At 75.3% G+C, this 1,424-nt stretch carries 1 protein-coding gene; it reads left to right on the top strand.

Going from position 1 to position 1,424, the window contains the following annotated elements; translation table 11 throughout:
- The first annotated feature begins 27 nt into the window (after positions 1-27).
- On the top strand, positions 28-1,407 hold the full coding sequence (locus L7D48_RS28805; protein ID WP_237884044.1) for a YcaO-like family protein: 1,380 nt from the start codon (positions 28-30) through the stop codon (positions 1,405-1,407).
- Positions 1,408-1,424 lie beyond the last annotated feature (17 nt).

Raw genomic sequence — 1,424 nt, 5'->3', positions numbered from 1 at the left:
CACCGAACCCGCCGAGGAGATCCCGCGATGACCGCGCTGCCGCTTCAGGCCCTGGTCGACCCCGTCTGCGGCGTCGTCCGCAAGGTCAAGCCCGTCGAGCACCCCGCGGGCGCGCCGCCCCGCTACACCGCGTTCACGGCCGAGATATCCGACGCGCGCAGACTCGGTCTGTGGCCCGCCGACCGGGTCTCCCTGGGCACCACCTTCGGCGACCCCGAACAGGCCCGCCTGGCCGCGGTGGCCGAGGGGGTGGAACGTTACTGCGGCAACCGCGTACCACCGCCCGGCCACCCGGACGCCCCGCTGCACGCCACGGCCGCCGAACTGGCCGGCAAGGGACTGCGGCTGTACGGACCGGACGACCTGCCGGCCTACGCGCCCTGGCAGTACGCCCGGGAGAGGTTCCCCTACCGCCCCCTCACCGACGACACCCCGGCCCTGTGGACGCGCGGCGCCGAGCGCCTGCCCGACGGCACGACCGCCGAGGTCTGGGCGCCCGTCGCGCTCACCCACCTCAACTGGCGCCAGGGGGGCCTGCGCTCGCTGCCCCGCACCCACCACCTCAACTACGCGGGCATCGCCACCGGCCAGGGCCTGGACGACGCGGCCGAACGCGGCCTGCTGGAGATCGTCGAACGCGACGCCCTGGAGCTGTGGTGGCACCTCGACGGGCCGGCCCGCGGCATCGACCCGGCCAGCGTGCCCGGCCTCACCGACGACCTCGCCGGATCCGCGCTCGACCTCCACCTCGTCGAGATGCCCTCGGAGTTCGCCCCCTGCGTGGCCGCGCTCGTCCACGACCCCCGCCTCGGCCTGTACGCGGCCGGATTCGCCTGCAAGTACGACCCGGCCGAGGCCGCCCGCAAGGCCGTGCTGGAGGCCGTGCACACCTGGGTCTTCACCCAGGGCCTGACCGACCCCGGCGGCTGGGTGTTCCAGGCCGTCGAGGCCGGCCTGCTCGCCCGCGGACTCTACCTGGACCACCGCGCCGACCGCCGCTACCTCGACGTCTGCGGCGAGGAGTTCGAGCACGTACGGGACCTGGGCGCGCACGTACAGGTGTGGCTGGACGAGCGGATGGCACCCCAGGCCCGGCGCTTCACCGAACCCGCGCTCGGGACCGTCCCCGTGGACGCGGTCGAGCCCGGCAGCCGGGAGAGGCTGGAGCGCGCGCTGCGCGAACGCGGCCACCGCGTCATGACGTTCGACCTCACCACCGAGGACGTGGCCGAGACCCCGCTGCGCGTCGCCCGCGTCCTGGTCTCCGGGCTCCTGCCCAACGCCCCGGCCGCCTTCGGGTACTTCGGCTGCCCGCGCCTGGCCGACGCCGCCGTCGGGCGGGGCTGGCGTACGACCGCCCCCACCGGGCCCGAGGACTTCACCCTGGCGCCCCCGCCCCACATGTGAGAGCCGCCCCATGGAAC

The organism is Streptomyces sp. ICN903, assembly GCF_022015835.1.
In the GTDB taxonomy this organism is placed as follows: Bacteria; Actinomycetota; Actinomycetes; order Streptomycetales; family Streptomycetaceae; genus Streptomyces; species Streptomyces fenghuangensis.
This window is presented reverse-complemented; position numbering and strand designations above follow the sequence as displayed.

Bases quoted from the DNA above. Each gene is read 5' to 3' on its own strand.
- L7D48_RS28805 (WP_237884044.1), top strand. From the start codon at position 28: ATGACCGCGCTGCCGCTTCAGGCCCTGGTCGACCCCGTCTGCGGCGTC.